Origin of the sequence: Martinezella paranaensis (assembly GCF_014200235.1) — a bacterium.
GTDB classification, from domain to species: domain Bacteria; phylum Pseudomonadota; class Alphaproteobacteria; order Rhizobiales; family Rhizobiaceae; genus Rhizobium; species Rhizobium paranaense.
The window spans coordinates 157,919-182,979 of the sequence record NZ_JACHBI010000009.1; the positions used below are offsets into that span (position 1 = coordinate 157,919).

Here is a 25,061-nt window from a genome sequence, read left to right on the forward strand (position 1 = left end):
CAGGCTCCGGCATTTCCCGCCTTCACAGGCCGCAGAGGCGGGGGGAGATAGTTGCACGCCGGGACGATCCCGGACGGACGCCTTGGATCAGCCAGCAGTTCCAGAGCTGCGCGCCTGCTTTTCAGCGTATTTCTTTGCCCGCTCCATAAAGCGCCTGTTCATCCGGTCCTCGGCCTCTTTCGAGCCGTCATGGAAAGTACCGAACCACTTATCGAGCGGAATGACGCCGTCGGCGTAATTGCACTCGAAAAACTTGTGATGCAGGTAGTGATCGTAGGCGTGGGTATCGATGCTGGTATCGTCGGCAATCACGATCTTGTCGAAACCTGCATGGCCAGGGGCCGGCGCTAGGGCGGCATGGGTCAGGTGGAAGAGGGCATGGATCGGACTGGAGGGCACGATCCAATGAATGAGCACGCCCGAGAAATACAGCAGATGCTCGACGGGATGCATTGCCAGACCGGACCAAGGGCCGGGATTGACATTGTTATGATGCAGCTTGTGAACGGTGTGATAGAGCGGCGGCCAGTGAATGAGGCGATGCACCAGATAGAAGTGCAGGTCGCGGAATGCCGGGACCAATAGCATGATCACAGCGCAATAGACCGGATGTTCGGCAAAATCGACATAGGGAATAATGCCGTTCGCGAAGGCCCATAGGGTCAGCACTTCGAAGGCCGTCCAAAGCGGCACTGCGCTTGCGAATGTCCAAATCACATTGTCGATGGTCTGATTGCCGAAGAGGAATGCGGAATTGCCCTTTGATGGCCACTTGCCGTTATATTTGAAGCTCGTGCCCTGCTTCTTTTGCATGTAAAGCCGCAGATGAAACGCACCGAAGAACAGGAAGACGAGGACGGCATTGCGCACGAGGAGATAGGCGATCCAGCCGGGCTCGAGGGTCTTCATCGTCTCCATCGAGGGGGTCGCATAGAACCACAGCAGCGTTGCGACGACTGCATAGACGGCGTTCCAAGGCATGAGATAGCCCGGATATCCGAAGAACCATTTCAGGAAGGCGACCGGCTGCGCCGGCCAGATGAAGACCGGGGGATATTTGAGGAGCTTATTAGGCTTCCAGTCTCCTCGCTTGTCGCGCGTGCCGTAGAGCGTGTCGTCCATGTGCGGTGTCCCAGTTAACGGAATTTATGCGATCAGTCTCACCGAGGCCGGCTCGAAACGACAGCACAGTTTTGATGAAAATTGCTCATGGCCAAGGGTGGGGCGTTCGCCGCACCAGATGACAGGGTGAAAAGGGAGGCCGTCGGCCTCCCAATGTGTCAAACCACGATCGCCTATGTTGCTGCTGACAGGAGATCGCAGGATTCCGCTCAGTTGAGATGCTCGAACTGGCTCATGTTTTCGTTGGTCACCAGCTTGAAAGGAATCCAGACTTCCTTGTCGATCTGGTCACCCTTGACCGCCTTCAGGGCAGTATCGACGGCGCCTCGCCCCTGTGCCTTGGCGTCCTGGAACACGGTGACCTTGAGATCGCCGGCCTTCATCGCTTGGAGCGCGTCAGGCGTGGCGTCGATGCCGGCAACGAGCGTCTTGCCGGTCGAGCCGCCAGCACTCTTGAGCGCAGCGATTGCGCCAAGCGCCATCTCGTCATTGTTGGCGATCACGGCATCGAATTTCAGGCCGCTGGTCAGCCAGTTCGAAACAAGATCGGCGCCGTCGACGCGGCTCCAGTTGCCGACCTGTTCGCGAAGAACCTTGATGCCGCCGCACTCGCCGGACTTCAGGACGTCATGAACGTCTTCGGTCCTCTGCCGGGCCGCCTGGCTGGTGAGATCGCCGATCATGATGACGACGTCGCCCTTTCCGCCGAGCATACGACAGACCTCCTTGGTCTGCAGTGTTCCGGATTCGGTTTCGTTCGATCCTACGAAGGCCCGCTGTTTGCCGAGGCTCGATAGATCGGTGGGCTGGATATTGACATAGATCAGCGGAATGCCCGCCTCTTCGGCGATTTTGCTCATCGCCGGCGTGCCGTCCGAATCCACCGGATCGACGATGATGGCCGATACGCCGCCGGCTGCGAAGTTTCGCACCTGATCCAACTGCTTGTTGACGTCGTTGGCGGCATCTTGCACCTGCAGGTCGATGCCCTTGGTCTTGGCATAGTCCTGCATGCCGTTAGCGATCAGGGTTTGGAAATTGGTCGTCAGGTAGCCCATCGAAACGCCAATCCGATCGGCGGCATGGGCTTGTGATGACAGCACGAGCACCAGAGCGGTTGCGCCAAGAAATTTCAGCATGTTCTCCTCCCAGGAAACAACGACCCAGTTGGTCGCCTGAAAAAAGTTAGCGACAGCCCCCGTTAGCGTCTGAGAGTATTTTGATGAAAAAACCTCAGGCCGGGCGGCTCGTCGCGCGCAAACACATCCGTATTGCAATGAAGTGCTGCCATGATCAAAACCCATCACCGGGCCATCTCGCAAAGGCATGGGATTCGTGATCTGTGCAGTCCACTGGTGGGGAGGCACTATGCAGGACATCCTTATATTCCAGTCGCTCTGGGCCATGGAGCGACGCAGCGCTAGACATCCGGAGCTCACCCTCGAAGAGAATTTGGAAAAGATCGCGGCTGCTGGCTTCGACGGCATCAGCACTCATTGGACCGATCGCGACGTTGTGCGCCGTACCGCGGGGCTGCTCAAGCACCATGGTTTGCAGGCGGAAGGGCAATGCTTTCCCAAGACCGTCGACGATCTGAAGCCGGTGCTTGAGATCGCCGCCGAATGCAATGTGCATCACATCTGTCTGCAGCCAGATGTGCGATTGCGGCGCCTGGAGGATTGCCTTCCCTTGCTCGAGGGCTGGCAGCGGTTAAGCGAGGAGGCGGGCATCGATGTCCTCATCGAGACGCACCGCGACCGTATGACGACCGATCTGTTCTTCACGCTCGATTTGCTCGATCGCCTTCCGGATCTGCGGCTGCTGAGCGATGTCTCTCATTTCCTCGTCGGCCGGGAATTCGCCTGGCCGGTATCCGACGAAAATCATGCGCTTATCCACCGGATACTCGACAGCTCCTGGGCTTTCCACGGCCGGGTGGCTTCACGCGAGCAGGTCCAGATCGAAATTTCCTTCCCGCATCACCGGCCCTGGGTCGATCTATTCCTCGGCTGGTGGGAATACGGCTTCAGAAGCTGGCGCAAGCGCGCCGGCGGCGGCAATACCCTCGCTTTCACCTGCGAGCTGGGGCCGAAGCCCTATGCGATCACCGGAAGGGACGGGGAAGACTCCACCGACCGATGGGAAGAATCCTTGCTTCTCATGCAGGAAGCACGCGCCCTATGGGACAAAACGGCCGGCTGAGCCGCAGTATGGTGCTCAAAGCGCTCCGCGCCTGTTGAGCGAAATCGCGTAAACGCTCGTCGTTGCCGTGATGAAGAGCTTGTGTTTGCCGCGTCCGCCGAAGCAGAGATTGGATACCGTTTCGGGAACCAATAGCTTACCCATCAGATGTCCGTCGGGCGCGATGCAATGGACGCCGTCGCCGGCCGAGGACCACAGGTTGCCGTCGCTGTCCAGCCGCATCCCGTCGGCGCAGCCTGGCGAGATTTCGTGAAAGACATCGCCGCCGGTCAGGCGCCAGTTTTCTGCGACGTCGAAAACGCGGATATAGCGCCGATCGTCGGTGTGCATTCGGCCGGTTTCCGCAACATAAAGCTTCTTTTCATCCGGGCTGAATGCCAGCCCGTTCGGGCAATTGAAATCGGTGAGCACGGCTGCAATCGAACCGGAAGGATCGACGCGATAGACGTTGCAAGGCAGTTCCTGCTCGCTTTTGTATCCTTCGTAATCCGTGGCGATGCCGTAGTGCGGGTCGGTGAGCCAGATGGCGCCATCGGACGCCACGATGACGTCGTTCGGCGAATTCAGCCGCTTGCCCTCATAGCGGTCGGCGATCATCGTGATCGAGCCGTCAAACTCCGTGCGGGTCACGCTCCGGCTGCCGTGCTCGCAGCTCACGAGACGGCCTTGTCGGTCGCGGGTGTGGCCATTGGCGAAGTTTGACGGTTCGCGAAAGATGCTGGTGCCGACACCTGGTATCCAGCGCATGATGCGATTATTGGGGATGTCGGAAAAGAGAAGGCAATTGAGGTCGCCGAACCAGACAGGGCCCTCAACCCAATCGAAGCCGCTGGCGATCTGTTTGACGGGAGCATTGCCGAGGACGAACTTACCGAAAGCGGGATCCATGATCTCGAAGAACGACATCTTTTATTTTACCTTTCATCAGGCCGTTGTACGGCGCCGCTCCTTAGGTCGTGCCTCAGGAGAAGACGATCTGAGCCTTCATAGCCCGGCTGCGGTCCGAGGCAATCTCGAAAGCGCCGATCGCGTCCGCAAGCGGCACGGAATGGGTGATTAGCGGTCTGACATCGATCAGGCGCTTGCGCATCAACTCGACACCCACGGCAAATTCCTCATGGAAGCGGAATGAGCCACGCAGATCCAGTTCCTTGGCGGTGATGGTCTGCATCGGCAATGTCATGTCGCCCCCGAGACCCAGTTGCACGATGATCCCGCGGGGTCTCAGCGCCCCAATCCCGCTGGCAAGAGCAACGGCTGCCCCCGAGCATTCATAGAGGATGTCGAAAGTGCCCTTGTCGGCCGAATAGGCGGCAAGCGCTTCCGGTTCTTCCTTGCTGTTGATGACCCTGTCCGCGCCGGCCTGCTTGGCAACCGAAAGCGTGAAATCCGATAGGTCGGTCGCAACGATTTCCGCGGCGCCGGCACGACGGGCGGCGAGGATGGACAGGACACCGATCGGTCCGCAGCCGGTGACGAGAACGCGCTTGCCCAGCATCTCGCCGGCGCGCTTCGTGGCGTGCAGGGTCACGGCCAGCGGCTCGGCCATCGCTGCTTCGCCGGTCGTCAGGCCGTCGGCGGGGATGCATTGAATGGCATCGGCAACCAGCGTTTCGCGGAATGCGCCCTGAATATGCGGAAAAGGCATGGCGCTGCCATAGAAGCGCATGTTCAGGCACTGATTGTGCAGGCCCTGCTGGCAATAGCGGCAGGTCCGGCAGGGGCGCGACGGCGAGACGGCGACGAGCTGGCCGACTTCGAGCCCCTGAACGCCGGCGCCGAGGGCCGTAATCGTTGCACTGACCTCGTGGCCGAGAATCATCGGCTGCTTCAGGCGCACGGTGCCGAAGCCGCCGTGGTTGTAATAATGTAGGTCGCTGCCGCAGATACCGCCCGTGGCGAGCCGCAGCTTGACCTCACCCGCACCCGGTTCCTCGTCCGGATACTCCTCGATCCGCAGATCCTTGGCGGCGTGAGCGACGATGGCCTTCATGTCTTTCTCCTCAAAGAACGGGGGTGGGCAGCGGCTGGCCGGCAAAATGGGCGGCAAGATTGTCGCGGACGAGCTGGCCCATGGCCTTACGCGTCTCGATCGTGCCCGAGGCGTGGTGTGGCTGCAGAAGCACATTGTCCAGCGCCAGGAAACGCGGATTGAGCTTCGGCTCGCCTTCGAAGACGTCGAGTGCCGCCGTTCCAAGTTTGCCCGTTTCGAGCGCGGCTAGCAATGCTTCCTCATCAATGTTGGAAGCGCGCGATATGTTGATCAGCATACCTTCCGGACCAAGTGCCTCGATGACATCGCGCCCAACGATATGGCGCGTCGCAGCCGAGGCGGCCAGCGTCACGAACAGAAAATCGGATTGCTCTGCCAGTTTCACCGGATCGCTCACGAATTCCATGTCGTTTGCATAGGATTTCGCCTCGACATCGGAGTAGGCGATCTTCATGTCGAAGCCCTTCAGTCGCTTTGCAACTTCGAAGCCGATGCGGCCAAGGCCAAGAACGCCGGCCCGCCGTCCCCAAACACGCCGTTTCAACGGATAAAGGCCCTTGTTGACCCAGCTTCCATCTCGCACCCATGTTTCGGCGCCGAGCATGCCGCGCGATTGGCAGAGCATCATGGCAACACCTAGATCGGCAACGTCGTTGGTCAACACGTCGGGCGTGTTCGTCACGCGAATGCCTCGTTCCCGGCAGGCATTAAGATCGACTGCGTCGAAGCCCACACCGTAGACCGAGATCAGTTCCAGGCTGGGGCAGGCCTCGATCATCGCCCTGTTAGCCCCGAGTTCGCCGCGCGTGGCAATTGCTCTTATGGATGGCCCGACTTCTGCCAGAAACGCAGTTTTATCTGCGGCCTCGAAATACCGGTGAACGCGAAATGCCGCGTCGAGCGGTTCCTGATCCCATTGCGGATAGGGGCCTACCTGCAGGATTGCCGGCTTTTCCATCTTTTCGATTCCTCCCTTGATACTGGCCTTGACAGTGGATGTTATCGATAACATAAACAGGCATATCGGCATTTGTCGAGATGAAAAAAGGAGGAAAACGATGTCTCTTGGCCTCTTCGATCTGAAAGGACGGCGCGCGCTTGTGACAGGTTCGTCGCAAGGCATCGGCTTGGCTCTTGCCCAGGGACTGGCGGCAGCGGGCGCCGAACTAGTGCTCAATGGCCGCGGCGTGGAAAAGCTGACGAAAGCCGCGGCTCTGTTTGACGGTAAGGCTCAGATCTTGCCCTTCGACGCAACGGACCACGAGGCTGCTCGTCACGCCGTCGATGATTTCGAAGCCAAAACCGGCGCCATCGACATCTTGGTCAACAATGCGGGCATGCAGTTCCGCACACCCCTGGAAGATTTTCCCGCAGACGCATTCGAGCGGCTTCTTCGAACCAATATATCGAGCGTTTTCAACGTCGGCCAAGCCGTTGCACGCCACATGATCAAGCGTGGCGCCGGCAAGATCATCAATATTGCCAGCGTCCAGACGGCGCTGGCGCGGCCCTCGATCGCACCCTACACGGCAACCAAAGGCGCAGTCGGCAATCTCACCAAAGGCATGGCGACGGATTGGGCGAAATACGGGCTGCAATGCAATGCCATCGCGCCTGGCTACTTCGACACGCCATTGAATGCGGCGCTTGTCGCGGATGCCGAGTTCTCCGCGTGGCTTGAGAAGCGCACGCCGGCTGGCCGCTGGGGACGCGTCGAGGAACTGGTCGGCGCCTGCATCTTCCTTGCTTCCAATGCATCCTCTTTTGTCAACGGACACGTGCTTTATGTCGACGGCGGCATCACAGCTTCACTCTAAGGCGATGCGGCCGCAACGGTTCGTCATCATGGGCGTTTCCGGCTGCGGTAAATCGTCAATCGGCGCAGCGCTCGCCTATCGTTTGTCCGGCACTTACATCGACGGCGACGACCTTCATCCGGCGGCAAACGTCGCCAAGATGAGTGCGGGTGTGCCGCTCACCGACGCGGATCGATGGCCCTGGCTGAACAGCGTCGGCGAGTGTCTTGCGCAAGCAGAGGAAACGGTGCTGATTGGATGTTCAGCGCTGAAGCAGACTTATCGCGACAGGATCCGCGCAGCCGTCGACGGGCCTGTGCGCTTCATTCATCTTGCTGGAAAAAAGGAAGTGATTGCGGCTCGCCTGCAAGCGCGGCAGGGGCATTTCATGCCGGCCGCCTTGCTCGAAAGCCAGTTCGCCGCACTTGAGCCGCCTGGGCTGGATGAGCAGGCAATTTCCGTCGATATCGATCAACCGTTTGATATGGTCATAGCGGCTGTTATCGCCGCGTTGGAGGAGGAAGAGCTATGAGCAGCAAAGTTGCGCTGATCGGCGCGGGTGCGATGGGCGGAGCCATCGGTGCGCGACTTGTGGAGACGGGGAATCATCTGACCGTCTTCGATCTCGACAGCGAAAAGGTGGCCGCGCTGACGGCCAAGGGCGCCAGCGCTGCGGCAAGCGCGTCGTTGGCCGCTTCCGTATCGGATTGCGTCATTCTCAGCTTGAACTCGCCGCGGATCGTGCGTGCCGCGGTCTTCGGTCCGGGCGGCGTCGCCGAGGGTGCCAAGCCTGGAACGCTGATCATCGACATGTCCTCTATCGATCCCGATGCGACAAAGGAGCTGGCCGCGGACGCTCGGGAAAAAGGCCTGCGCTGGGTGGATAGCCCGCTCTCCGGCGGTGCGCCAAAGGCCCTGGTCGGCCAATTGACATTAATGGCCGGTGGCCGCGATGAGGACGTCAGGGATGCGCATGAGGTGCTTCGCCACGTCGCCTCGAACTATACCCATATGGGACCTCCTGGTGCAGGCCAGACAACGAAGCTGATCAACCAGGTCCTTTGTGCGCTGAACTTTCTTGCTGTCGCGGAGGCAACCCAACTGGCGCTCGATGCCGGCGTTGATGCCGCCAAGATCCCGCAGGCATTGAAAGGGGGACGCGCTGACAGCGCCATTCTCCAGGAATACATGCCGCGCTACGTCGCCAAGGACTACCGCCGGACAGGCCGCATCGACAACATGGTCAAGGATCTGAACGGTGCGCAAGATCTCGCCCGACGCACCAACACCGCCATGCCGCTGACGGCCGTCTGCGCTGAAATACACCGCATGCTGACGGCAGCCGGCCTCGGCGGCGAGGATCAGGCGGCATTGATGGAATTTTTCAAGGGGCCAAACAAGGAGATCGCCGAATGATTACCCGATACGCACTATTCGAAGGCAAGGTGAAGGACGGCGAGGCAGATGCGTTTCGCAATGCGGTCATTGAGACCATCCTGCCGAAATGGAAGCAATTTCCGGGTGCTTTGGATGTGCGCGTCTCCTTCGCGGAAGCGCGAGACGAAGGCGCGCCGGAATTTCCGATGATTCTCGCCGTCAATTATCCGGACTTGGCCGCAGTCGAAGCCGCGCTCGCAAGCCCGGTTCGCGCCGAAGCCCGTGCGGCGACGGAAGCGGTGCTGTCCCGGTTCTTTGAAGGACGCATCCATCACCACGTCACGGTCGCTCACGAATTCGCGCTCTGAACTCATTATGCGCCGACAATACTGCGTGCGGAGCCGGGAGGCTCCGCATTTTCATTTGAGGATGGCGAAGGGTTTCTCTTGCCATTCGAAGTAAAGGCATATTACTCTCATGGTAACGATAACACAGGACATAGATGAGTAAAAATCGCAAACCACCGACCATGGCAGACGTTGCCCGCGTGACGGGGGTTTCCCCGATGACGGTGTCGCGTGCGTTCAAGGCGGACAGTCTCGTCAGCAAGGAGAGAAGAGAGGCCATCCTCCAGGCTGCCGAGGATCTGGGTTACGTTTTCGACAGTACGGCCTCCAACCTGCGCTCGCAGAAGTCCGGTTTCGTCGCGGTTACGATTCCTTCGATCAACAACGCCAATTTCGCCGACACGGTCGGTGGCCTGTCGGATACGCTTGCTGCTCGCGATATGCAGATCCTCTTGGGCTACACCAACTACAACATGCAGGAAGAGGAGCGGCTCATTGAGCAGCTCTTGCGCCGCAAGCCGCAGGCCATCGTCGTCACCGGCGGCAGGCATACGGAACGCGGGCGGCGTTTGTTGGAGACGGTCAATATCCCGGTGATCGAGACCTGGGATATCCCCGCCGAGCCGATCGACCACTATGTCGGATTTTCCAACGCCAACGCGGTTCGCGAGATGGTGGATCACTTCGTCCGCGCCGGCTATCGCCGCATCGCCTTCATCGGCGGCGATGTCGGGCGCGATACGCGCGGTAGCGAGCGGCGAATTGGCTTTGCCGCCGCAATGCAAGTGCATGGGCTCGATGCATCGCGCCTGATCGCCGCCGGATTGCCGCCCATTTCGATGCGGGAAGGGGCGAATGCGATGGCAAAGCTAATCGATATCTATCCGGATACCGAAGCCGTCGTTTGCGTATCAGACCTTGCGGCTTACGGCGCGCTGACAGAGTGTCGTCGTTTGGGCGTTCCTGTACCGGAGCGTTTTGCCATCGGCGGATTCGGCAACTACGAGATCGGCGAAGTCTGCGTACCCACATTGACCACGATCAATGCTTTCGCGCGCGAAATCGGCGAAAAGACCGCACGATTGATCCTCGATATCCTTGACGGCAAGCAGGGCGTCGATGTCAAGATCTCGCCGGAACTGATCGTGCGCGACAGTAGCCGATAAATTCTCGCTGATAGGCTCGCCGAAAAAGAGCAACGCCTGACGGTATTGCGGAACCGTTGAATTGCACGCAATCGATTGCGGTCCCAATCCGTTTGGGGAGGAACTGCTCCTCCCGCCGGGAGATTCCGGAACTCTTGGCAATCCACGTGGGCCACCAAAGTCAACGAAATGTTCGCCTCGGTCGTCGTTGCGGGGGCATGGAAAGCATAACGAAAGCGCCCTATTTCCTTGATAAGACCCGTGGCGGCTACAGAGGCGACCGCTGTCACAACCAAGCAGCGCGAGCGGAAAGGGAGGCCAGATGATCTTTTCCGAACTCCAGCAGCAGATACGTGATCTGGCCCGCGACTTTGCCCGCGAGCGCCTGGCGCCAGGCGCAGCCAAGCGAGATCGGGAGCATCTCTTCCCGCGCGAAGAACTAAAGGAAATGGGCGAACTGGGTTTGCTCGGCATGCTGGTACCGGAAGCGTATGGCGGGTCGGATGCGGGTGTCGTCGCCTATGCCATGGTACTTGAGGAGATTGCCGCAGGTGACGGATCGTGCTCAACGATCATGAGCGTGCATAGCTCGGTCGGCTGCGTGCCGATCCTGAAATTCGGCACCGAGGAGCAGCGGCAGCGTTTCCTGCCGAAACTGGCGAGCGGCGAATGGATCGGCGGCTTTGCGCTCACCGAGCAGCAGGCTGGCTCTGATGCCTCGAACCTTAAGACTTGGGCAAGGCGGGATGGCAATCACTATGTACTTGATGGGACAAAGCAATTCATCACCTCGGGCAAGAACGGCCATGTCATCATCGTCTTTGCCGTCACCGACCCTGACGCCGGCAAAAAGGGCATCACCGCCTTCATCGTCCCGACGGACATCGCAGGCTATGAGGTGATCCGCGTAGAGGAAAAGTTAGGGCTGCATTCTTCCGACACCTGCCAGATCGCCTTCAATGGCATGCGCGTTCCGATCGAGTTGAGGCTCGGTTCAGAAGGCGAAGGCTACCGCATAGCACTCGCCAATCTCGAAGGCGGTCGGATCGGCATTGCGGCTCAGGCAGTCGGCATGGCGCGGGCGGCCTTTGAGGCGGCGCGCGATTATGCTCGCGAGCGCACGGCCTTCGGTAAGGCGATCATCGAGCACCAGGCTGTCGCATTCCGCCTTGCCGACATGGCGGTGAGGATCGAGGCGGCCCGGCAACTCGTTTTTCACGCTGCCGCCTTAAGCGAAGCCGGGCTTCCCTGCCTGTCGGAAACCTCGATGGCGAAGCTCTTTGCCTCGGAAATGGCGGAGCGGGTCTGTTCCGACGCCATCCAGATACATGGCGGCTATGGTTACATGGCCGATTACCCGGTCGAGCGCATCTATCGCGATGTACGCATCTGTCAGATCTATGAAGGAACGAGCGACGTGCAACGCATGGTGATCGCCCGCAATTTGTGAGAACCACATGCGGCCCATGCTTCTGGAGGAGAGGAGCAAGGCCGCCGCAGGAGGAAAGAATAGACATGGTGGATTCTTCTCATTTGGCTCTGCATGTCCCCGAACCCGCCGTCCGCCCGGGCGGCCAGCCAGACTTTTCCAACGTCAAGATCGCCAAAGCCGGTTCCGTGCCGCGGCCGGAAGTCGATGTCGCATCCGAGGAGATCCGTGATCTTGCCTATTCCATCATCCGCGTGCTGAACCGCGAGGGCGAGGCGGTCGGTCCCTGGGGTGGCACGCTCTCCGATGAGGAGTTGCTGGCCGGCCTTCGCAACATGATGAAGCTGCGCGCATTTGACGCCCGCATGCTGATGGCTCAGCGGCAGGGCAAGACGTCCTTCTACATGCAGCATCTCGGCGAGGAAGCTGTCAGTTGTGCTTTCCGCAAGGCGCTCAAGAAGGGAGACATGAATTTTCCGACCTATCGTCAGGCAGGTCTTCTGATTGCCGACGATTATCCGATGGTCGAAATGATGAATCAGATCTACTCGAACGAGAGCGATCCCCTGCACGGGCGCCAGCTACCGATCATGTATTCCTCCAAGGAGCACGGATTCTTTACCATCTCCGGCAACCTCGCCACTCAGTATGTGCAGGCCGTGGGCTGGGCCATGGCCTCGGCAATCAAGAATGACAGCCGCATTGCCGCGGGCTGGATCGGCGATGGCTCGACGGCGGAATCCGATTTCCATTCAGCGCTCGTCTTCGCCTCGACCTATAAGGCACCTGTCATTCTCAACATCGTCAACAATCAATGGGCGATCTCCACCTTTCAGGGCATCGCGCGCGGCGGCTCCGGCACATTCGCAGCCCGCGGCCTCGGCTTCGGCATTCCCGCGCTGAGAGTCGATGGAAACGACTATCTCGCCGTCCATGCCGTTGCCTGCTGGGCGGCTGAGCGTGCGCGGCGCAATCTCGGACCGACGCTGATCGAATATGTGACGTATCGTGTCGGGGCGCATTCGACCTCGGACGATCCGAATGCCTATCGTCCGAAGACGGAATCGGAGGCCTGGCCACTTGGCGATCCAGTGCTGAGGTTGAAGAAACATCTGATCGTCAGGGGCACATGGTCTGAGGAGCGGCATGTGCAGGCAGAAGCTGAAATCATGGACGAGGTGATGGAGGCCCAGCGTCAGGCAGAGCAGCACGGTACGTTGCATGCCGGCGGCAAGCCTTCGGTTCGCGACATTTTCGAAGGCGTCTATGCCGAGATGCCGCCGCACATCCGGCGCCAGCGGCAGAAGGCAGGGTACTGAGAATGACCAGGATGACGATGATCGAGGCGGTGCGAAGCGCCATGGACGTTTCCATGGCTCAGGACGACAATGTCGTCGTTTTTGGCGAGGATGTAGGTTATTTCGGTGGCGTCTTCCGATGCACGCAGGGGCTTCAGGCAAAATACGGTAAGACGCGCTGTTTCGACACGCCGATAAGCGAATCGGGCATCGTCGGCGCGGCGATCGGCATGGCCGCCTATGGCTTGAAGCCTTGTGTCGAAATCCAGTTCGCTGATTATATGTATCCGGCCTATGACCAGCTAACGCAGGAGGCGGCTCGTATCCGCTATCGTTCCAACGGCGATTTTACCTGTCCGATCGTTGTGCGTATGCCGACAGGCGGCGGTATTTTTGGCGGCCAGACGCACAGCCAGAGCCCGGAGGCGCTTTTCACCCATGTCTGCGGGTTAAAGGTGATCGTGCCATCCAATCCCTATGATGCCAAGGGCCTTCTGATTGCTGCGATCGAAGATCCGGATCCGGTAATGTTTCTGGAGCCGAAGCGGCTTTATAACGGCCCCTTCGACGGTCATCACGAGCAGCCGGTGATACCTTGGTCTAAACATGATCTCGGAGAGGTGCCTGAGGGCCATTATACGATCCCGATCGGCAAGGCCGAGATCCGGCGCGTGGGCGCGGCGGTGACCGTAGTCGCCTATGGCACGATGGTACATGTGGCGCTCGCCGCGGCCGAGGATGCCGACATCGATGCCGAAGTGATCGATCTCAGGAGTCTGTTGCCGCTTGATCTGGACACAATTATCAACTCGGTCCAGAAGACCGGACGCTGTGTCGTCGTGCATGAGGCAACGCTGACTTCGGGCTTCGGGGCCGAGGTCGTGGCGCTGGTGCAGGAAAATTGCTTTTACCATCTGGAAGCACCAATCGTGCGCGTTGCCGGCTGGGACACGCCTTATCCGCACGCGCAGGAGTGGGATTATTTTCCAGGTCCTGGCCGTCTCGGACGGGCGCTTACCGAAGTCATGGAGGCCTGAGCCGTGAGCGAATTTGTCATCGAGATGCCGGACGTGGGGGAGGGAGTCGCCGAGGCCGAGCTCGTGGAGTGGTACGTGAAGGTAGGAGATCCTGTTTGCGAGGACATGGTGATTGCTGCCGTCATGACAGACAAAGCCACCGTGGAAATCCCGTCTCCAGTCAACGGTATTGTCACCTGGCTTGCCGGCGAGGTCGGAGAACGTATCGCGGTTAAGGCCGCGCTGGTGCGTATCGATACAGCCGGAGATACCGGCGGAGCTCGGTCCGAGGAGATCCCAGAGACGACCGCCGAAGTGACGAAGGCGGAGAGTACAAAGCCTGCTCCAACAACGTCGGATCCTGCGACACCGCAAGCCGAAAAGCCACTTGCCGCTCCCCCGGTGCGGCTCTTTGCCAAGGAAAGCGGTGTCAACCTCGCACAAGTGCAAGCGACGGGACCAGGCGGCCGTATCCTGCGAGAGGATGTCGAGCAATTTTTGAACCACGGAGCCGCTCCCACAATATCAAGGGGCGGCTTTGCCGCGAAAGCTGCGAAGGAAGAGATCAAACTGACCGGACTGCGCCGCCGGATCGCCGAGAAAATGGCACTTTCCGCCTCGCATATTCCTCACATTACCTATGTAGAGGAGGTGGACATGACCTCGCTCGAGGAGTTGCGTACCATCATGAACGCTGACCGCAAGGCAGATTATCCGAAACTGACGGTTCTGCCTTTCCTGGTACAGGCGGTCGTGAAGGCCATTTCCGAGCAGCCCAATGTCAATGCCACTTTTGACGACGAAGCTGGCATCGTCACGCGCTATGGCGCGGTCCATATGGGTATCGCAACACAGACGCCGGCTGGTTTGACCGTGCCTGTCGTGCGGCATGCGGACGCACGCGGAATCTGGGACTGCGCCGCCGAGATGAATAGGCTGGCGGAGGCGGCGCGATCCGGCACTGCGACGCGTGAAGAGCTTTCCGGCTCGACGATCACCATCAGCTCGCTCGGGGCGCTCGGCGGCATTGTCTCCACGCCTATCATCAATCATCCGGAGGTGGCGATTATCGGCGTCAACAAGATCGCCACACGGCCGGTCTGGGACGGCACGCAGTTCGTGCCGCGCAAGATGATGAATCTCTCATCCAGCTTCGATCATCGCATCGTCGACGGCTGGGATGCGGCGACCTTCGTGCAGCGCGTCCGCACACTGCTCGAAACACCGGCGCTCATTTTCATCGAAGGCTGATATCATCAAAGGGTTCGAAATTCTTGTCGTATGCAGAGCCGTTGGTTCTGCTGCCGACGCCGGGGCTTTCGGCAGGCTGAGCGCGGCCCGAAGGCCGCGCTGTTCTCGACTTCAAGAAGGGATCATTTGCCCCAGATCTTCTTGTATTGATCCTTATAGCCGTTATCCGGATCAAAAGTGTTTTTGGGGCCGCCATCGGACTGGATATTGTCTGCCGTTACGACATGCAGTGGCGACAGGTAGCCGGACCATTTTTCACCGGCGAAAGCACGGTTGAGTTCGTCGACCAGTTGCCAGCCCTGGAGATTGAGCGGTTCGGCCACCGTGACCTTCTGAAACTGGCCGGCGCGGATACGCTCATAGGCCGATTGCGAGCCGTCGCCGGCGGCGACGTTGATTGGCGCATCGGTGCCGCTCTTACCGGCGGAGGCGAGCGACGGGCCCATGAAGTCGAAATAGAGGTCGTTGATCGCGAGCGAATGGGTCCAGCTATCACCATACTTCTGCAGGAGCGAGGTGGTTAGCTGCGGCATACGCTGCGATGTCTCGGCGATCGGGGTGTCGACATATTCGAGCACTTTGCCGCCAAGCCGTTCGATCTCCTGCTTCATCTTGTCCGCCTTGGCGATGGCGATCGCATAGGTGGAGTCGGTGAAGATGATGACGCCCGGCTTGCCCTTGGCGTCGGCAAAGGCCCAGTCGGCAGCCGCTTTCGAGACTTCCATCGCATCGGTGCTGACGTTGGCGAAGAGGCCACTCTTGTCATCGGGACCGATGACCGGGCCGGCATGCCAGGCGACCAACGGGATCTTGGCAGCCTTTGCCTGTTCCAGAGCCGGGGCCTGCTCGACGGCATCGAAGCCATCGATGATGATGCCGGCCGGCTGCAGCGCTATCGCCTGGCCGAAGGCAGCCGTACGTCCGCCGATGGAGCCCGCGCCATCGAGAACCTTGACCTGCCAGCCGATGGCCTTTGCCGCTTCCTCGACACCATTGCTGACGCCGAGAATGCCGCCATTCTTGAGGTCACCGGCCAATACGACGATGGTCTTGCCGGCCTGTGCCTTCGGGCCGGTGGTCGGGCCGTCCCACTTGGTGACCGGTGTCGCATATTTGTCGACGACGGCTTTCGCATCCGCCATCGGATCGGCATAGGCCTGGCTGGCACACAGCATCAGCAGACCGGTAGTTGCTTGCAGGAAAACTCTGCGTTTCATTTCGTCTCCTCCCATTAAAAACTAAAGTTAAGTCAAGATGATCTTCAGTTGTCGGTCGCCTTAGCCGGTAACTGCGGTTTTTGTGCCGGCGCCATTCGTCCGGCATGGCTCCGGCGACGCTGCGCATAGCCGGCAATCCCGATGGCGACGAGCAGGGTCACGCCGTTGAAAAGCGGCTCTACGTAGAACGAGCCCCCGAACTGCTGGATACCGGCAATGCCGACGGCCAGAATAATGACGCCGATCATGGTGCCCCAGACATTGACGCGGCCGGGCTTGATGGTCGTGGAGCCGAGGAACGCGCCGACGAGCGCCGGCAGAAGATATTCCAACCCGACGCTGGCCTGGCCGATGCGCAGCTTGGAAGCAAGCAGGACACCGGCGAGGGCAGCGAGCGTGCCCGACGTTACGAATGCGCCGATGACGAAGCGGCGGACCGGGATGCCGTTCAAGGCGGCGGCCTTCGGATTGGCGCCGATGGCATAGATATAGCGGCCGATCGGCAGATACTCGAGCACGATCCACATGACGAAGGCGAGGCCAAGCACATAGATCCCCGTGATCGGAAGCCCGAAGACCATCGTTCCGTTGAGCGCATAAAAGCCCTGTGGGAGCATGCCGACCACCTGCCGTCCGCCCGTATGCCACAAAGCGATGGCATAGAGTACGGTGCCGGTGCCGAGCGTCGCGATGAAGCTGTCGATCTTGGCGATTTCCACCAGTAGACCATTGAGGAAGCCGGTCAATGCGCCGAGCAGGATGACGACCAGCACGGCCACCGGCCAGGGCAGGCCGAACATTGTCTGCAAGCTGATCGCCAAGACATGCCAGAGCACGATGCCGTAACCGATCGTCAGGTCGATGCGTCCAGCCGCCATCGGGATCATTGCAGCCAGCGACAGAATGGCGATGATCGTCTTGTCCGAGATGATCGAACGCAGATTGAGCAACGTCGGAAAGGTCTGTGGCAACAGGATGGAAAACAGCAGGATCAGAAGGGCAGTGAGTATAACGAGGCCATAGACTGGCAGGAGGCGCTGGATTTTCTGGCCGAAGCTCATTCCCGCAAGCTCGGCACTGGTGGGTTCGAGCGCGTTGGATTCGATCGATTGCATGAGGTTCCTCCCTGATTCAGGCCGCTTCGGACGCGGATGCTGCGGCGATGACCGCCGGTGTTGTTAAGTCGGCGCCACTCAGTTCCCGTACGATTTGGCCGCGTGAGAACACCAGGGCGCGATGGCAGATATGAGCGATTTCTTCGAAGTCCGTGGAGACGACGAGGACGGCCAGCCCATCCTCCACCGCCTCGGCGATCAGCTTGTAGATGTCCGCCTTGGCGCCGACATCCACGCCGGCTGTCGGGTCTTCGGCGATCAACAGCTTCCGGCCCGTCGCAAGCCACCGGCCCACGACCACTTTCTGTTGATTGCCGCCGGACAGGGCTTCGATCGCCAGGTTCTGGTCATTGGGTCTGAGGCCGACGCGGCTCCCGAGCGAATAGGCCATTTCGGCCTCGCGCTGCGGTGGCAGGAAGGACATCATGCCTCGCCCGGATGCACCGGGATTGAGGAAGGTGTTTTCCCTCAGGCTGAGGGACATGGCGACGGACTCTTCGGTTCGATCCCTGGCGATCAGACCGACCCCCGAAGCCATGGCTGCGACCGGGCTGGAGAGATCGGGGCTCGCACCGTTCAATAGGACCGTTCCGCTGCAGGGCTCGCAGCCAAAGAGCGCGCGCCCGATCAATTCCTGGCCGGCGCCTCTCAGTCCGACAAGACCAAGGAGCTCTCCTTGCCGAATGTCGAAGGACACCGGTCCGGCGCCGCGGCAGGCAAGGCCTTTGACCGAGACGATGGCAGGACCGACGTCTCGCTCCGCCTTGACGAAAAGCTGGTCGGCCTTGCGTCCGACGATCATTCGGATCAGCTCATCCGGCGATGTGTCGGACACCGGTTTTTGCCCGACCAGTTGGCCGTCGCGCAGCACGGCGACGCGATCGGCGATCCTGAAGATTTCATCGAGCCGGTGCGAGACATAGATCATCGCAACGCCGCGCTCCTTGAGCGGGCGGATGGCGGCAAACAGCTTCTCGACTTCATCGGCCGGCAGGCTCGCCGTTGGCTCGTCGAGAACGAGAACGTCCGCCTCGACGGCCAGAGCGCGCGCGATCGCCACGAGGGACTTTTCGGTTCGGGTCAGCTCCTGGATCCGCGTCGATGGATCGAAATCGCAGCCTACAAGCTTCAAGGCTTCCGCCGTACGGCGTTCGGTTGCCCGCCAGTCGATCAGCCGGCCGCGCAACGAATAGCCCTGCGCGAGGCCGACATTTTCACCGACCGTCATCCACTCGATCAGTCCGAGATCTTGGTGGATGAAGGCGATGGGCTGGCGCTGATTTGGCCGCGGCGGACGATGATGGTATGGCTTGCCGCGAAACAGGATCTGCCCGCCATCCGGCTTGTAGATGCCCGCCAGCGTCTTGATGAGGGTCGACTTTCCGGCGCCGTTCTCGCCGAGAAGTGCCAGAATTTCTCCCGGTTTAAGATCCAGAGAAACATTCGACAAGGCGCGCGTTCCACCAAATTCTTTGGTGATGTCGCAAAATTCGAGCAGCTTTCCGTCGTCCATCCTGCTCCTCCCAAAGTTCAGGTGAGAAGAGGCTATGTTATCGATAACATTCCGTCAAGAGGCTTCACATCGCAACCACGGAATCCCGGCTGTGGATGACCGGAGGAGCGATGCGTAACCTATGTCGAATCAATGGCTTCGCGCGACGAGCATCGAGCAGATCTTATCTTTCATCTCGATTTTTTTGCCCCTCGTCAGCCTACAGAGCTTGGCCATGGGCCGAGCTTTGTTTTGTGATCTCACATGGCGAAGGAGCGCCAGCGCTTTTTCGCCGAGCCTGCTGGGGATGTTCAAGTAAGGCTAGACGGAAAGGTACGCAAACGCGACGAGCATTTATTTAATACTTAAAATACATTTGTGAAATCGCGCCAGAGCTATTAGTATTATTTTTCCCGTCTTTCATTGCGCCGATATTCATGGCAGAAATGGGCGGGGGCACTTCAATTGCGAGTTTTCTCAGTGCTTCAGAGAGGGTCAGTAAATCGCAATAGATTCAAATGGATGCGCGCTGAGATGGGTTTCGTTGCGCCGTGAGCGGACGCGAGTTCCGGCAAGCCCGCTGCTTATTAAGGGTAGTCACATGCCTATGGGCGGTAATATGCGCGGTTTGGATAGTGTTTCTGCCGAGAATGCAGTTGTGCTGCAGTTTATCCAGTATTGTGTTGAGCAATAACAGCGGTCCACGGCCTGCTTTCATGCGGTTTAACTGACCATTGAGAGCATTACTAGGGTCGATCATCAGGGGGAATTAATGAGGTACGTTACTCATTCCGTCTTCAAGATCGTGGACGCTGATGCCGACGAAATGACGGAACACTATGCAAGGACATTGTCGCCTGCAAATGTAGAGCCGCTGCAGCGAGGCTCTTTGATCTCCGTGGAAGACCGGCACTTCGCCGTAGGACGCTTCGGCGTCTGGAATGGAAAGTGCCCTTCCGGGATGAGGGTCACGCTCTCCAGCGGGCCAGATGCATATGCTCTCTATCTTCCGTCCTCGGGCGTCATGGCAATCGATTCAGGTCGAAAACAGCTCGCGTCCGGGCCGTCGCAAGGTCTCTTGGGGGATATGTCGCGCTTCGATAGACTGGTCCTCCATGAGGACCGCAGTCACATTGGTATCGCATTCGAAAAATCCGCGATGATCCGCCAATTGAGCGAACTGCTTGATGCACCGGTCGCCGGCAACGTCGATTTCGCAGACGCTGTCGATTTGGCAACTGCAAAAGGTTTGCGGATAACGGCTCTCGGAAATCTCATTTGGAGTTGTCTGGACGTCGACGATGAGGATCAGCCCTCGTCGACGTTCGTCGAGCGCCTGTTGCAGGCGATGATGATCACGCTGTTGGAAACTGTCCCAAATAACTATTCCGCACGGCTGGCAAAACCGACGTCTCCTGCGATACCGAAGCGTTTGAAGCACGCCATCGAATATATGCATGCCAATATTTCGTCTCCGATGAGCATCACCGATATCGCTGATGCCGCTGACACAAGCGTGCGGGCCCTGCAAGGCGCTTTTCAGCAGTTCAAAGACACAACGCCGCTAAATTATCTAAGAACAATCCGTCTGGAAGGCGTGCGCAAGGCGCTGACGGATCCAGCCATCTCTTTGTCGGTTGCCGAAGTCGCGCGGAGCTGGGGCTTCTCCCACATGGGACGTTTCGCAGCACTCTATCGGCAATCCTTCGGCGAAATGCCATCCAACGCAGCGAAAATGCGCCGGTGCGGCAGTGAATAAATGGAGTCAGCGGCGTTGCTGACAGCGCGATTCGAACAAGCGATCGGAGCCGTGGCGGCCTGCAGACAGCCATCGATCGGTAGACCCTGAGGGGAGGCGGAACGCTCCGCCATTGCCTGTTGATCAATCAGGCAGGTCTGTTCGCATAACGCAGACACTATCCCGAATACGCAGGAAAACGGAACGTAGGATCATGGTATGGCGTAATCTCATTGAAGTTTGAGATGGGCCACGGCAGTCATTGTTACGGGACTCGCGTTCATGATGAACGTAGGTCCCAGAGCAGCCCCCCGCCCATCGACTTCCCAGGTTCGATGGGCGGTCTTTTGACCATACCGACTTTCGATTGAGCAAGCCTTCGCTGAAATGGAGTCAACACTTTCAACGTTGTGGGCAGTAGAGCCGGAACTCAACAGGTCTGTGCCTACGATTAGTCTTTTTTCCCTCAAGATTGCTGTGTCGTTAAACGCGAGGCACTGTCTGCCAGAAAGAGAGAACCGTGCGTATGGAGCTGAATAAAAAAGATCCGAGCCCGATTGATGTTGAGGTCGGTAGACGCATCCGAATGCGGCGCCGCATATTGGGCATGAGTCAGACGACGCTTGCAGAAGGGCTGAATGTGACGTTTCAGCAAGTTCAGAAATATGAAAAAGGCAAAAACCGGGTAGGCGCCAGCCGGCTGCAAAGCGTCGCAGATTGTCTCGACGTCCCGGTTTCGTTTTTCTTCGAGGGCGTCTCTGCGTCGTCAGAAAATACCGGGGAGGAAATTTTCAGCGGCGGAGGTGACTTAGCCGGATTCCTCGCGTCAGGAGAGGGCCTCGAACTAAACCGCGCGTTTGCTAAGATCAAAGACGCACGAACGCGGCTTAAGATCATAGGTTTGGTCAAGGCGCTTGTCGGTTCTTATAGCTGACGGCGATCAGGCTCGTGCATCAGTAAGGCGCCAGCCGGGCAGTATCCGGAGCCGGCCGGGACTTTGAACGGCGGAAACGTAGACGCATTCATTGCGGATTGCGCGTAACGACAATATCATTACGATGCTTGTAACGATGATGTCATTACGTTAGGGTGGGTGAAGATAGGAATTTCCCATGCCCACCTCACGCACTAGTAAAAGTCCTGACGCTAGCGTGCCGCTGAATATCCGTATCAAGCCGGCGACCCGCAACTTGATCGATCGTGCGGCCGAGCTACTTGGTAAGACGCGCACGGATTTCATGCTGGAGGCTTCCGAGCGCCGCGCTGAAGAAGTGCTACTCGACCGCACCATCTTTACGGTCAGCCCTGAACTTTATGCCGAGTATCTGGCTCGGCTCGATGCGCCTGCGCAGCCCAATGAGCGTCTGAAGCACACAATGACGACCAAAGCGCCGTGGGATGAGGCGTGACCCTCAGCGCGCCGGCACCACTAGCCGACCATCACGAGTTAGCAGAGTTCAATTCCGGCCTCCCTCAACTGGATGACTGGCTGCGTCGCCGCGCCCGAGCCAATCAGGCAAGTGGCGCATCGCGCACTTTCGTCGTGTGCGAGGGCAATCGCGTTATTGGCTACTATGCGCTCGCTTCTGGCGCCGTAAAGCAGCCGGAAGCGCCTGGCCGTTTCCGACGCAACATGCCTGACCCAATTCCGGTTGCTGTCCTTGGCCGTCTCGCCATCGACCAGACCTATCAAGGGCGCGGCATCGGTAGGGCATTGGTGCGCGATGCTGGCATGCGCCTGCTCCACGCCGCTGAAATCATCGGTATCCGCGGCGTGCTGGTGCACGCGATTTCCGATATTGCGCGGGCCTTCTATGAGGCAGTCGGCTTCCTGCCTTCGCCGTCCGACCCCATGATGCTGATGATCGGCCTGCATGATCTGAACAGCGCGCTGAATTCCTGACATCTTTCCTGCTCGAAAGAGCCCCCTGAGAGTGCTTCGGATGTCCAGGACGCCGGGCGGCTTCGCGTCAACGCAGAGCGCGGGGCACCGTTCGGCAGGTGAAAGCGTCTACGCCTTCATACCAGGCTCTTCACCACCCAAACTTTGCTGCGATCCACCGAGAGCACAGGCTGTCCCATCCTCAGGCGTAGCTCGATTGCCAAGAGGCTTCTGCATAGAGTCGGCGACGTGGCTCGTGAGCGACACATCCTTAGCACGCAAAAACAGGAGAGCATCATGTCGCAGGCAGGAACAAAACCCCGGACGATTGCTCAGCAGGAGACAAGCATGAACCTGGAAAACATCCCACATCCCGGTAGATCGAGGCCTGACGAGTTGGTTCCGTCGCGCTACGCGGTGCGCGTCGGTGACATTGACGTGTTGGTGATCAGTGATGGGGTGCTACCGCTTCCAACCACGATGTTGGCACACAACGCCGACCCGGCTGTTCGGGCCGCCTGGCTGGACGACATGTTCCTGCCGCCGGACGCTTTCGATTGGGCGCTGAACGTGGTCGTGGTGCGTAGCGGCAAGCAGACTATTCTCATCGACGCTGGCCTTGGGCTGGACCCGAACTTGAACTTGCCGCGGGCCGGCCAGTTGGTCAAGCGCCTGGAGTCCGCCGGTATCGATCTCTCATCCGTGACCGACGTGGTGCTGACCCACATGCACATGGACCACATTGGTGCGCTGCTTGTCGATGGGGTGAAGGATCGGCTGCGTCCGGACCTGAAAATCCACGTTGCGGCGGCCGAAGTCAAATTCTGGGAGTCGCCCGATTTCTCCCGTGTCTTCATGCCGCCGGGATTCCCGGATGCGCTTCGGGCGGCCGCCAAGCGGTTCACGGAAGAGTACCGCAGCCTGCTACGGCCGTTCGATGACGAGTATGAGGTGGCGCCTGGCGTGGTTGTCCGTCGCACCGGCGGCCACACCCCTGGCCACAGCGTGGTCCGTCTGTCGTCCGGCGGCGACCGGCTGACGTTTGCTGGCGACGCCGTGTTCGCGGTCGGCTTCGATCATCCGGACTGGCACAATGGCTTCGAACATGATCCGGAAGAAGCGGCCCGCGTTCGGGTCCGTCTTTTGACGGAGCTGGCGGAAACGGGCGAACAGCTTGTCGCCACTCACCTGCCGTTCCCATCGGTCGGCCGGGTGGCGGTCGACGGCGACCACTTTCGTTGGGTAGCAGCTTTCTGGGATTACTGACCGGCTTGGGGCTGATGCCCGCTTTACATCAGGCCCGACAAAAGATCGGGCCTGATGCGAGACGATTAGCGGCAGATTCGCTCTTTCATCACAACGCGATGGCCGTGGTGCCAGCCCTTTTCCACCCTGGTAAAGCAGTGGTGGCGATGATGACGATAGTACCAGTCGTCGCGGTCTTGGTAATAGTGCCGACTATGATGATAATAGGGACCGCCGTTGTCCGTCGTAACGACTACCGAAGCGGCCTGGGAGGGGAGAGTTGTGGCTGCAAGGGAAGCGAGGGCGATTGCGGACGCAATGAAGAACTTGTTCATGAGTTTCCTCCGGTTGTATTTTACTAAGTTACAACGTTGCTGAGCGACGTTGGTTCAAAGATAACTGGAGGGGAATGAACGCCACCTGACGACGGCGTTAATCTGAGATTCATCTGAAACTGTTCAATGCCTTAGCGCGTGATTCCATGAGAATTTGCGGATAGCGGCTTCGCCGGCCCGGTTCAGGACGTCCGGTCGCTGTGGCGGGATAGAAGCGTTGCACTCATTCGCCGCAATCAGCCGCCCTTCACGGCACCCGCTGTCAGGCCTGCAACGATCTGCTTCTGGGCGAATATCGTCAGAACCAGTACCGGCAGCGTCACGATCAATGCCGCGGCGGCAAGCGGCCCCCAGCTCACCTGTTCGAATGACAGCATGTTGTAGACGGCGACCGGTAGGGTGCGCGTCTCGCGGCTGGCAAGCACGATGCCGAAGACGAAATTGTTCCAGGAGAAGATGATCGAGAGGATGAAGGCGACGACGATCCCCGGCTTGGCGATCGGCAACGCCACGAGTCGGAAGATCTGCCACGGCGTCGCGCCGTCGATGCTGGCTGCTTCCTCGAGCTCCATTGGTGTCGTCTCGAAATAGCCGATCATGATCCATACGACGATCGGGACGGTCACCACTAGATGTATGATGATCTGCGGCCAAAGCGTTCCCAACAGGTTCAGCCATTGGAAGAGCAGAAACAGCGGAATGAGGAAGGAAAGGCCGGGCGTCATTCGCGCGATCATGATGACGATTGCCGATTTCTCTGCCTTCAGCCGCGCAATGCCGTAGCCGGCCGGAACGCCGATCAGCAGCGCTAGCGACGTCGCGGATCCGGTTACCAGAATGGAGTTCCAGAAATAGAGGAAGAAGTTGTTCTCCTCGAAAACCTTCAGGTAGTTCGACCAGGCGAAGCGCTCCGGAATGAAGATCGGCGGATAGGCGCCGTTGTCGATCTCGTATTTCAACGAGAGCGAGATCATCCAGAGGAAAAACAGGACCACCGGCGAAACCATCACCAGCGCCACGAAGAGGAGACCGATCCGGTCGAGCGTCTTGCGTTTCATCGA

Annotated in this window: 25 protein-coding genes; 15 read left to right on the forward strand and 10 right to left on the reverse strand. The window is 59.2% G+C overall.

Features of this window, described 5'->3' with window-relative positions; genetic code table 11:
• Window positions 1-87: 87 nt before the first annotated feature.
• The gene (locus tag GGD50_RS21580; protein ID WP_183939180.1) at window positions 88-1,122 is read right to left on the reverse strand and encodes a sterol desaturase family protein; all 1,035 of its coding nucleotides are present in this window, start codon (window positions 1,120-1,122) and stop codon (window positions 88-90) included.
• Between the two features lie 209 nt (window positions 1,123-1,331).
• Window positions 1,332-2,261, reverse strand: a complete 930-nt coding sequence (locus tag GGD50_RS21585; RefSeq protein ID WP_183939182.1) for a sugar ABC transporter substrate-binding protein — start codon at window positions 2,259-2,261, stop codon at window positions 1,332-1,334.
• A gap of 229 nt (window positions 2,262-2,490) precedes the next feature.
• On the opposite strand from GGD50_RS21585, the gene GGD50_RS21590 reads away from it, so the two are divergent.
• Complete coding sequence (locus GGD50_RS21590; protein ID WP_183939184.1) at window positions 2,491-3,324, forward strand: sugar phosphate isomerase/epimerase family protein; 834 nt, start codon at window positions 2,491-2,493, stop codon at window positions 3,322-3,324.
• Window positions 3,325-3,339: 15 nt separating this feature from the next.
• On the opposite strand, the gene GGD50_RS21595 is transcribed toward GGD50_RS21590, so the two are convergent.
• Genes GGD50_RS21595 through GGD50_RS21605 form a run of 3 tightly spaced genes read right to left on the reverse strand, consistent with a single transcriptional unit; the run spans window position 3,340 to window position 6,275 of the window.
• Window positions 3,340-4,230 (reverse strand): SMP-30/gluconolactonase/LRE family protein, encoded by an 891-nt coding sequence (locus GGD50_RS21595; protein ID WP_183939186.1) that lies wholly within the window; start codon window positions 4,228-4,230, stop codon window positions 3,340-3,342.
• A gap of 55 nt (window positions 4,231-4,285) precedes the next feature.
• Window positions 4,286-5,317 (reverse strand): L-idonate 5-dehydrogenase, encoded by a 1,032-nt coding sequence (locus GGD50_RS21600; RefSeq protein WP_183939188.1) that lies wholly within the window; start codon window positions 5,315-5,317, stop codon window positions 4,286-4,288.
• 10 nt (window positions 5,318-5,327) lie between these two features.
• Window positions 5,328-6,275 (reverse strand): 2-hydroxyacid dehydrogenase, encoded by a 948-nt coding sequence (locus GGD50_RS21605; RefSeq protein ID WP_183939190.1) that lies wholly within the window; start codon window positions 6,273-6,275, stop codon window positions 5,328-5,330.
• Between the two features lie 100 nt (window positions 6,276-6,375).
• Between GGD50_RS21605 and GGD50_RS21610 the strand changes: the two genes are divergently transcribed.
• The 9 genes from GGD50_RS21610 (at window position 6,376) to GGD50_RS21650 (ending at window position 14,976) form a co-directional block, all read left to right on the forward strand.
• Window positions 6,376-7,134 carry an SDR family oxidoreductase gene (locus GGD50_RS21610; protein ID WP_183939192.1) on the forward strand — a complete coding sequence of 253 codons (759 nt, stop codon included), beginning with the start codon at window positions 6,376-6,378 and terminating at the stop codon, window positions 7,132-7,134.
• Window positions 7,103-7,645, forward strand: a complete 543-nt coding sequence (locus GGD50_RS21615) for a gluconokinase (RefSeq protein ID WP_183939194.1) — start codon at window positions 7,103-7,105, stop codon at window positions 7,643-7,645. Before GGD50_RS21610 ends, GGD50_RS21615 begins: the two co-directional genes overlap by 32 nt.
• A complete protein-coding gene (locus GGD50_RS21620) occupies window positions 7,642-8,529 on the forward strand; it encodes an NAD(P)-dependent oxidoreductase (protein ID WP_183939196.1) in 888 nt (295 codons plus the stop codon). The genes GGD50_RS21615 and GGD50_RS21620 overlap by 4 nt, the downstream gene beginning before the upstream one ends.
• The gene (locus tag GGD50_RS21625) at window positions 8,526-8,858 is read left to right on the forward strand and encodes a hypothetical protein (protein WP_183939198.1); all 333 of its coding nucleotides are present in this window, start codon (window positions 8,526-8,528) and stop codon (window positions 8,856-8,858) included. Before GGD50_RS21620 ends, GGD50_RS21625 begins: the two co-directional genes overlap by 4 nt.
• Before the next feature lie 134 nt (window positions 8,859-8,992).
• Entirely contained in the window at window positions 8,993-10,003 is a 1,011-nt protein-coding gene (locus tag GGD50_RS21630; RefSeq protein ID WP_183939200.1) for a LacI family DNA-binding transcriptional regulator, read from the forward strand.
• A 301-nt stretch (window positions 10,004-10,304) separates the two neighbouring features.
• Complete coding sequence (locus GGD50_RS21635; protein WP_183939202.1) at window positions 10,305-11,432, forward strand: acyl-CoA dehydrogenase family protein; 1,128 nt, start codon at window positions 10,305-10,307, stop codon at window positions 11,430-11,432.
• A 65-nt stretch (window positions 11,433-11,497) separates the two neighbouring features.
• Window positions 11,498-12,730: a thiamine pyrophosphate-dependent enzyme gene (locus tag GGD50_RS21640; RefSeq protein ID WP_183939203.1), complete on the forward strand. Its 1,233-nt coding sequence runs from the start codon at window positions 11,498-11,500 to the stop codon at window positions 12,728-12,730.
• A 2-nt stretch (window positions 12,731-12,732) separates the two neighbouring features.
• Entirely contained in the window at window positions 12,733-13,746 is a 1,014-nt protein-coding gene (locus tag GGD50_RS21645; protein WP_183939205.1) for an alpha-ketoacid dehydrogenase subunit beta, read from the forward strand.
• A gap of 3 nt (window positions 13,747-13,749) precedes the next feature.
• Window positions 13,750-14,976 (forward strand): 2-oxo acid dehydrogenase subunit E2, encoded by a 1,227-nt coding sequence (locus GGD50_RS21650; RefSeq protein ID WP_183939207.1) that lies wholly within the window; start codon window positions 13,750-13,752, stop codon window positions 14,974-14,976.
• A 122-nt stretch (window positions 14,977-15,098) separates the two neighbouring features.
• On the opposite strand, the gene GGD50_RS21655 is transcribed toward GGD50_RS21650, so the two are convergent.
• The 3 genes from GGD50_RS21655 to GGD50_RS21665 are packed head-to-tail and all read right to left on the reverse strand — an operon-like array spanning window position 15,099 to window position 18,821.
• A complete protein-coding gene (locus GGD50_RS21655) occupies window positions 15,099-16,193 on the reverse strand; it encodes an ABC transporter substrate-binding protein (RefSeq protein WP_183939209.1) in 1,095 nt (364 codons plus the stop codon).
• Window positions 16,194-16,237: 44 nt separating this feature from the next.
• Window positions 16,238-17,308, reverse strand: a complete 1,071-nt coding sequence (locus GGD50_RS21660; RefSeq protein WP_183939211.1) for an ABC transporter permease — start codon at window positions 17,306-17,308, stop codon at window positions 16,238-16,240.
• A 16-nt stretch (window positions 17,309-17,324) separates the two neighbouring features.
• On the reverse strand, window positions 17,325-18,821 hold the full coding sequence (locus tag GGD50_RS21665; RefSeq protein ID WP_183939213.1) for a sugar ABC transporter ATP-binding protein: 1,497 nt from the start codon (window positions 18,819-18,821) through the stop codon (window positions 17,325-17,327).
• A gap of 805 nt (window positions 18,822-19,626) precedes the next feature.
• Between GGD50_RS21665 and GGD50_RS21670 the strand changes: the two genes are divergently transcribed.
• The 5 genes from GGD50_RS21670 to GGD50_RS21690 all read left to right on the forward strand — a co-directional run bounded on the left by GGD50_RS21670 (window position 19,627) and on the right by GGD50_RS21690 (window position 23,686).
• The gene (locus GGD50_RS21670; RefSeq protein WP_343069999.1) at window positions 19,627-20,559 is read left to right on the forward strand and encodes an AraC family transcriptional regulator; all 933 of its coding nucleotides are present in this window, start codon (window positions 19,627-19,629) and stop codon (window positions 20,557-20,559) included.
• A 505-nt stretch (window positions 20,560-21,064) separates the two neighbouring features.
• Window positions 21,065-21,472 carry a helix-turn-helix domain-containing protein gene (locus GGD50_RS21675; RefSeq protein WP_183939348.1) on the forward strand — a complete coding sequence of 136 codons (408 nt, stop codon included), beginning with the start codon at window positions 21,065-21,067 and terminating at the stop codon, window positions 21,470-21,472.
• A gap of 178 nt (window positions 21,473-21,650) precedes the next feature.
• Window positions 21,651-21,947, forward strand: a complete 297-nt coding sequence (locus GGD50_RS21680; RefSeq protein ID WP_183939217.1) for a type II toxin-antitoxin system TacA family antitoxin — start codon at window positions 21,651-21,653, stop codon at window positions 21,945-21,947.
• The gene (locus tag GGD50_RS21685) at window positions 21,944-22,441 is read left to right on the forward strand and encodes a GNAT family N-acetyltransferase (RefSeq protein WP_183939219.1); all 498 of its coding nucleotides are present in this window, start codon (window positions 21,944-21,946) and stop codon (window positions 22,439-22,441) included. The genes GGD50_RS21680 and GGD50_RS21685 overlap by 4 nt, the downstream gene beginning before the upstream one ends.
• A gap of 276 nt (window positions 22,442-22,717) precedes the next feature.
• Entirely contained in the window at window positions 22,718-23,686 is a 969-nt protein-coding gene (locus tag GGD50_RS21690) for an MBL fold metallo-hydrolase (RefSeq protein WP_183939221.1), read from the forward strand.
• Window positions 23,687-23,751: 65 nt separating this feature from the next.
• Here the strand turns inward: GGD50_RS21690 and GGD50_RS21695 are convergent, their stop codons facing one another.
• Together GGD50_RS21695 and GGD50_RS21700 are read right to left on the reverse strand one after the other, a co-directional pair.
• The gene (locus tag GGD50_RS21695; protein ID WP_183939223.1) at window positions 23,752-24,000 is read right to left on the reverse strand and encodes a hypothetical protein; all 249 of its coding nucleotides are present in this window, start codon (window positions 23,998-24,000) and stop codon (window positions 23,752-23,754) included.
• A 236-nt stretch (window positions 24,001-24,236) separates the two neighbouring features.
• Entirely contained in the window at window positions 24,237-25,058 is an 822-nt protein-coding gene (locus GGD50_RS21700) for a carbohydrate ABC transporter permease (protein WP_183939225.1), read from the reverse strand.
• Window positions 25,059-25,061 lie beyond the last annotated feature (3 nt).

Bases quoted from the DNA above. Each gene is read 5' to 3' on its own strand.
- GGD50_RS21580 (WP_183939180.1), bottom strand. From the start codon at position 1,122: ATGGACGACACGCTCTACGGCACGCGCGACAAGCGAGGAGACTGGAAG.
- GGD50_RS21585 (WP_183939182.1), bottom strand. From the start codon at position 2,261: ATGCTGAAATTTCTTGGCGCAACCGCTCTGGTGCTCGTGCTGTCATCA.
- GGD50_RS21590 (WP_183939184.1), top strand. From the start codon at position 2,491: ATGCAGGACATCCTTATATTCCAGTCGCTCTGGGCCATGGAGCGACGC.
- GGD50_RS21595 (WP_183939186.1), bottom strand. From the start codon at position 4,230: ATGTCGTTCTTCGAGATCATGGATCCCGCTTTCGGTAAGTTCGTCCTC.
- GGD50_RS21600 (WP_183939188.1), bottom strand. From the start codon at position 5,317: ATGAAGGCCATCGTCGCTCACGCCGCCAAGGATCTGCGGATCGAGGAG.
- GGD50_RS21605 (WP_183939190.1), bottom strand. From the start codon at position 6,275: ATGGAAAAGCCGGCAATCCTGCAGGTAGGCCCCTATCCGCAATGGGAT.
- GGD50_RS21610 (WP_183939192.1), top strand. From the start codon at position 6,376: ATGTCTCTTGGCCTCTTCGATCTGAAAGGACGGCGCGCGCTTGTGACA.
- GGD50_RS21615 (WP_183939194.1), top strand. From the start codon at position 7,103: ATGTCGACGGCGGCATCACAGCTTCACTCTAAGGCGATGCGGCCGCAA.
- GGD50_RS21620 (WP_183939196.1), top strand. From the start codon at position 7,642: ATGAGCAGCAAAGTTGCGCTGATCGGCGCGGGTGCGATGGGCGGAGCC.
- GGD50_RS21625 (WP_183939198.1), top strand. From the start codon at position 8,526: ATGATTACCCGATACGCACTATTCGAAGGCAAGGTGAAGGACGGCGAG.
- GGD50_RS21630 (WP_183939200.1), top strand. From the start codon at position 8,993: ATGAGTAAAAATCGCAAACCACCGACCATGGCAGACGTTGCCCGCGTG.
- GGD50_RS21635 (WP_183939202.1), top strand. From the start codon at position 10,305: ATGATCTTTTCCGAACTCCAGCAGCAGATACGTGATCTGGCCCGCGAC.
- GGD50_RS21640 (WP_183939203.1), top strand. From the start codon at position 11,498: ATGGTGGATTCTTCTCATTTGGCTCTGCATGTCCCCGAACCCGCCGTC.
- GGD50_RS21645 (WP_183939205.1), top strand. From the start codon at position 12,733: ATGACCAGGATGACGATGATCGAGGCGGTGCGAAGCGCCATGGACGTT.
- GGD50_RS21655 (WP_183939209.1), bottom strand. From the start codon at position 16,193: ATGAAACGCAGAGTTTTCCTGCAAGCAACTACCGGTCTGCTGATGCTG.
- GGD50_RS21660 (WP_183939211.1), bottom strand. From the start codon at position 17,308: ATGCAATCGATCGAATCCAACGCGCTCGAACCCACCAGTGCCGAGCTT.
- GGD50_RS21665 (WP_183939213.1), bottom strand. From the start codon at position 18,821: ATGGACGACGGAAAGCTGCTCGAATTTTGCGACATCACCAAAGAATTT.
- GGD50_RS21670 (WP_343069999.1), top strand. From the start codon at position 19,627: ATGACGGAACACTATGCAAGGACATTGTCGCCTGCAAATGTAGAGCCG.
- GGD50_RS21675 (WP_183939348.1), top strand. From the start codon at position 21,065: ATGGAGCTGAATAAAAAAGATCCGAGCCCGATTGATGTTGAGGTCGGT.
- GGD50_RS21680 (WP_183939217.1), top strand. From the start codon at position 21,651: ATGCCCACCTCACGCACTAGTAAAAGTCCTGACGCTAGCGTGCCGCTG.
- GGD50_RS21690 (WP_183939221.1), top strand. From the start codon at position 22,718: ATGTCGCAGGCAGGAACAAAACCCCGGACGATTGCTCAGCAGGAGACA.
- GGD50_RS21695 (WP_183939223.1), bottom strand. From the start codon at position 24,000: ATGAACAAGTTCTTCATTGCGTCCGCAATCGCCCTCGCTTCCCTTGCA.
- GGD50_RS21700 (WP_183939225.1), bottom strand. From the start codon at position 25,058: ATGAAACGCAAGACGCTCGACCGGATCGGTCTCCTCTTCGTGGCGCTG.